At 40.5% G+C, this 5716-nt stretch carries 4 protein-coding genes; 3 read left to right on the forward strand and 1 reads right to left on the reverse strand.

Going from position 1 to position 5716, the window contains the following annotated elements:
- The 3 genes from L1D51_RS20195 to L1D51_RS20205 form a co-directional block, all read left to right on the forward strand.
- Positions 1-955 (forward strand): Solitary outer membrane autotransporter beta-barrel domain (locus L1D51_RS20195; RefSeq protein ID WP_239964647.1); only part of this gene is annotated, 955 nt, incomplete at its 5' end.
- A gap of 72 nt (positions 956-1027) precedes the next feature.
- Positions 1028-2764 carry an amidohydrolase gene (locus tag L1D51_RS20200; protein WP_239964648.1) on the forward strand — a complete coding sequence of 579 codons (1737 nt, stop codon included), beginning with the start codon at positions 1028-1030 and terminating at the stop codon, positions 2762-2764.
- Between the two features lie 19 nt (positions 2765-2783).
- Positions 2784-3302, forward strand: a complete 519-nt coding sequence (locus L1D51_RS20205; protein ID WP_054562402.1) for a protein tyrosine phosphatase family protein — start codon at positions 2784-2786, stop codon at positions 3300-3302.
- Positions 3303-3333: 31 nt separating this feature from the next.
- On the opposite strand, the gene L1D51_RS20210 is transcribed toward L1D51_RS20205, so the two are convergent.
- Positions 3334-5580, reverse strand: coding sequence for a carbohydrate binding family 9 domain-containing protein (locus L1D51_RS20210; RefSeq protein WP_054562404.1), 2247 nt, complete (start codon positions 5578-5580; stop codon positions 3334-3336).
- Between the last annotated feature and the right edge of the window lie 136 nt (positions 5581-5716).

A 5716-nucleotide genomic window follows, 5' to 3' on the forward strand; every position in this document is an offset into this window, starting at 1 on the left:
ATTAAAGCTGTGGTTTCTATTGCACGCATTAAGTGTATTTAATTTATATGCCAATCCAACTAAGCAACTTGAAACCGCATTTGCAACATCGTTGGTTTTAACGGATGGGGACAGTATTACCTTAGGTATGGGTGATTTTGACCCACAAACACTGTTTGACCCACAACATAGCAGTAAAGATGAAGACAGTATCGCGCTTAGAAAAAAACTCAGACTCTATAGTATTCCTTATACTTGGCAGCTTGATAAGCCAATTTATCAACACAAACTAAGTTTGACCAGCAGAATAAGTTATTTGAATCAATCAGATTTCATTTCGCTATTTGATAATGTGGCTGACGACTATATTTCAGAAACTGTATATAACGGCATGATCGGTTTTAATGCCGAAAAAGCACTTGGCTCTAAATGGTCATATCAATTTGGCTTTAATACTCACTACTTACATTACAACAATGACTATGAGTATAACTCTCCCGAATCTAGGCGTAACTTTAAGCCTTTAACCGAAAATCTTTACACCAACCTCAATAGTAATGCACTGGTGTTAAACCCAAATGCGACCATGATCTATCGCTTACCCAGGCATTGGGGCTATTACGAGTACAAGCTTAATTTTAATTATTACTATGGTTGGGCACTCTCTCACCCTGATGGGATAAGCAATGCAACACCTGAAACATGGCGCACACTTAATGGTATCAAAGCTAAATTTAACATGTTCAAAATTGGGCTTTTTGAGCAAGCTTTTTACATTAAAGGACAGCGAATCGATTTAGGCGGCGATAGTCGCGTAGCGTTTGGGACCGATCACTTTTATGAATACGGTATCGGCTTTTTATGGGATAGTAGGAAGTGGACCTCGTGGTTTGACAACTTTGGTATCGGCATCAATATTCACAACGGTAGTAGCCTCGATGGTGCTGCTATTGTCTTGTACTTTAACGAAATTTAATACTATTTTTTAAAGACAAAACTTTTAAACAGACTATATTCTTAGACATAATAAAATTCATGGAAGATTTATATGAAACATCACCTCGCAATCGCTTGTTCATTACTTGCCTTAACGGCTTGTGATAAAACCCCAGAGCAAACAGCTAAAACGCTACCACTGCAAGTGAGTGCAGCAGATACCATTTATTTTGGTGGTGATATTCTTACAATGACTGGCGACAAACCCGAGTATGCACAAGCAATCGCTACCCAAGGTGAAAAAATCATTTTTGTGGGTGATAAAAACAAAGCGCTTGAGCATAAGTTTGGCAAAACAAAGCTGATTGATTTGCAAGGCAAAACCTTAATGCCAGGCTTTGTTGATGGCCATAGCCATGTCTATGGTGTTGGTTTGCAAGCCATGGTAGCCAATGTATTACCTAGTCCAGATGGTGATGCCAATAGTGTTGAGCAAATCGTTAATATTCTCACAGCCGCACAAAATAACCCTGACTACACCACATTTATTAAAAAAACGGGTGCTATTTTAGGCTTTGGTTACGATGATGCTGAGCTTGATAGATACCCAACTAAAATGGACTTAGACCGCGTTAGCACCGAAAAGCCAGTGATCATCATTCATACTTCGGGGCACTTAAGTGTTGCAAACAGTAAAGCCTTAGCCATGGCCGGCATCGACGAAAACACAGACAATCCTGACGGTGGGCTAATTCGTCGTATGGCCAACTCACAAGAACCCAATGGGGTGCTCGAAGAAAACGCGCACTTTGGTTTACTGTTTAAACTCATGCAGTCGTTTGATCCTGACTTACAAGATTTAATGCTGCAAGAAGGGCAAAAACTCTACACAAAATACGGCTACACCACAGCACAAGAAGGCCGAGCAACTCAAGAAGCTTATGATTCGATGGTAAGAGCATCCAAAGCGGATAAGTTTGTCATTGATGTGGTAGCCTATGCCGATATGGCTACCAGCAGCAGTTTTATGGACTCACCCTATAACAGTAAAAACTACACAAATCATTTTCGTATTGGTGGTGTAAAACTTAACTTTGATGGCTCACCACAAGGAAAAACCGCTTGGTTATCTCACCCATACTTAAAAGCACCTGAAGGCCAAGAGCAAGGCTATGCAGGCTACCCTACTTTTAATGATGAACAAGCCTATCAGTATATTGAAACTGCCTTTGCCAATGACTGGCAAGTGATGACTCATGCAAATGGTGATGCCGCTATTGAGCAATTTTTAAATGCTGTTGAAAATGCTAATAACAAGCTTGGTAAAAAAGACCGCCGCCCCGTACTTATTCATGGTCAAACTATTCGTCAAGATCAGGTAAACCGTCTTAAAGAATTAGGCATATTTCCATCGCTCTTCCCAATGCATACCTTTTATTGGGGCGACTGGCATGTAAATTCGGTGCTTGGTCATCCCCGCGCCGATTTTATTTCGCCCACCCATGCAGTTCGCAAACAAGGATTAATGTTCAGTACCCATCATGATGCGCCTGTAGCTCTGCCCAATGCACTGCGTGTATTAGATGCAACGGTTAACCGTACAACTCGTACAGATCAAGTATTAGGCCCAGATCAACGTGTTTCTGTGTATACTGCACTACAAGCAATGACAACATGGCCTGCGTATCAACACTTTGAAGAAAGCTCAAAAGGGCAATTAAAACAAGGGATGCAAGCAGATTTAATTATCCTTGATAACAACCCGTTGAAAATAAAGCCTGCAGAGCTACATAACTTACAAGTGATAGAAACCATTAGCCGTGGTGAAACCGTCTACAGCAAAAATTAAACACTTTTCAAGGAGTAACATGAATAAGTTTATACAATTAGCCTGTGCTGCGCTGCTGTCATTTTCAGCATTAGCAGCACAAACAGCTGCTACGCAACTGGATATTTTGAATCTTAAGGCCCAATCTGAGCATGTGCTAACTTCAGGTCAGCCAAGTCAAACCGATTTTGCCAAGCTAAAACAACTTGGTGTTGAGAACATCATCAACCTTCGCGGTGATAACGAAACGAATTGGTCTGAGCAAGAGTTAGTCACTGAGCTTGGTATGAACTATTACCATATCCCTGTGCAATCTAAAGCTGATATTACCATTGAAAATGCTACGAAACTTCAGGCTTTGCTCAATGAGCACCAACAGCAAACCACCTTACTTCACTGCGCGAGCAGCAACCGTGTTGGCGCTCTTGTTGCGCTATACAATGCCATAACCTTGAAAAAGCCAGTTGATGAAGCTGTTGAGATTGGTAAGCAATGGGGCTTAAAAAGCCTTGAAGGAGTGGTAAGAAGTAAAGTAAACGAAGAAGTTGGTCAGCCATAAGCTGACCAACTATGTATTATTTTTGCTTAAGCTAAAGCTGCCATGCATAGCTTAGCTTTGTGAAGAAGGTACGTTGATCACGCTCAAGATTCTTCAACGAATCATCTTGATACCCTTTATCAGAATACCCTAAATAAAACAGTGTCTGTGAGTTAATCTTGTACGAATACACTAACTGACTCCCATAATCGCGGTTAGTTTGGCTTACATCAAATCGATAAGCTTCATTGTTTCGATCGACATCTTCAAACTGCAAAACGAGTTTCAGCATCGAGCGCATATTAAATTTATAATAAACACGCAGATCCGTTAAATTTGCAGTATAAACACGTTCATTTTGCTCGTTATCTAAATAGCTGTAGCTGTGCTCTAGTTGCACCTGCCAATGATCGTTTATATCCCATGTCATCTCAGGTTCAATGCGAACCATAGTACCTAAAGCTGCATTACTATAATCAATTTTGCTGCCATATTGAGCATACAATAAAAAGCTAATGTCACGAATGGGTCTAAAACCGCCATAGATATAACCTATGTTTTGATTAAAAAACTCGCCGGCATAAAACTCATTACGATGAATAAAGCCAATTTCTGTTTGCGACTGCATCTTACCTTTAAAGGTAAAAAAGCCATCGTATTCTTCTTCGAGTAGGTCGCCATTTTGCGCCCATGTTTTATCCCACTCAACATTGTAGCTGTACTCTGTGATTGCATCATCAGCATCGCGATACCATGTTTGTCCACCGCCTAGTTGTACTTGCTCGTAATCAACTTTAGCTTGATAACCCAAATCTGAGCGGTATTCTTTACCTATATTTTCGTAGCTAGCATAGACTTCATAATCACGCTTAGTTCTTGTAAATTCAATGGCATAAGCTTGATCTGATTGATTTTTATCAATGCCATAATAATCAACTAAAAATTCTGAGTTAGTGGTATCTGTGCTTGCTACTTGATACTGCAAACTATCTGATTGATTAAACCAGTAGCTGCCATCTAAAGATAACACCGTATTATGATAATCATCATTTTCACGGTGAGTGCTCATCACACCAATTGTGCCTTTTTGGCCAATATCAAACTGATAACGCCCCGCTACTGCTTGCGTTTTATCTGCTAGATTAGCAAAGCCAGAACCTTGATTCGTCGGAAGTAAGACACTGGTATTCTGATCGTCAGCGTACATAAAGCCATAGCTGTGCGCGCCGGTTTTACCTGTTAACTTTAAACCCACATCAGGTTCAGCAATCATTCGCGTATATAAAAGCTCTAGTTGGCTGGTATCAAAATAAGAGGCGCCATCTAAAAAGAATGGACGCTTTTCAGCATAATAAATTGAGTAAGTAGTATTTACATCAAGTTCAAGTGAATCTGCCTCGACCTGCGAAAAGTCAGGATTAATGGTGGCATTAATAACCGCATCTTGCGTCACCCCCCAACGTAAGTCCAAGCCCGCTTCAGTATCAATATCACCATTTTGCCAATCACCCGGTACTGTATCTTTGGTATCATGGCGAAGCGCCGTTAAAGTGGGCGTAAGCTGAATGTTTTGGCTCTCTGTCATGTTGGCAAAGCCTGTGAGTTTATCAAACTGGCAAAAGCTACATTTTACATCTCGGTCAAAACCAACATTCGACATTTGATAATACACATCACGCGGATAATTTCGCCAAACGGCAAAACTCCAGGTTAACTCTGTTTGATCTTTTGGAAAGCGTAGTGCAGTGAATGGAATACGCATTTCAACCACATAACCGTCGTCGGTAATTTGCCCTGCACTGTCCCAAATGGCATCCCATGATGGATCTTCCACCCAATCATCAATATCCGTCATGCGCATATCGCCTTGCGCACCAAGAGGGTTTACATAAAACTCATAGCCGGTTCGTTCATCATTGAAGGTATCAATCATCAAAGCAACATTGTCGTCTTGCCAAAGCGTATCACGATCTCGAAGGGCGGCACGAATTTGCGAAGGGTCATTATCTTTTGCAATAAAACCAACATACAAGTATTTACCATCTTCATACATGTAGGCATCGGTTTGTACGAGCGGCGTGCCTTTTTCGGTTGGCTCATTCTGATATTTTAATGGTACTTTTGTGGCGTATTGCCAATGCGACTCATCCATCACACCATCAACGCTAATAGACTCTTTAATATGGGCAAGGGAGAACTCTGCTTTATCAAATGCATTAGCAGAAAAAGGCATACAGGCAACACTAAGTAAAAAAGTAGGGGCGACTATTTTATTTATTATTCTTTTTATGTACTGCATAAACATCCATTTAGACACTGACGCGTTAGAAACGCTACTTGACTGATTTCAAAGCGATTGTAATTCAGTAAGGTATATTTGTTAATCTAATTTTCGGTTTTATGTCATAAAATTTAACAAAATACTCCATTTGTAC

Source organism: Pseudoalteromonas shioyasakiensis (genome assembly GCF_022398475.1).
Classification (GTDB): domain Bacteria; phylum Pseudomonadota; class Gammaproteobacteria; order Enterobacterales; family Alteromonadaceae; genus Pseudoalteromonas.

Coding starts and splice junctions, on each gene's coding strand:
- L1D51_RS20205 (WP_054562402.1), top strand. CDS start 2,784: ATGAATAAGTTTATACAATTAGCCTGTGCTGCGCTGCTGTCATTTTCA.
- L1D51_RS20200 (WP_239964648.1), top strand. CDS start 1,028: ATGAAACATCACCTCGCAATCGCTTGTTCATTACTTGCCTTAACGGCT.
- L1D51_RS20210 (WP_054562404.1), bottom strand. CDS start 5,580: ATGCAGTACATAAAAAGAATAATAAATAAAATAGTCGCCCCTACTTTT.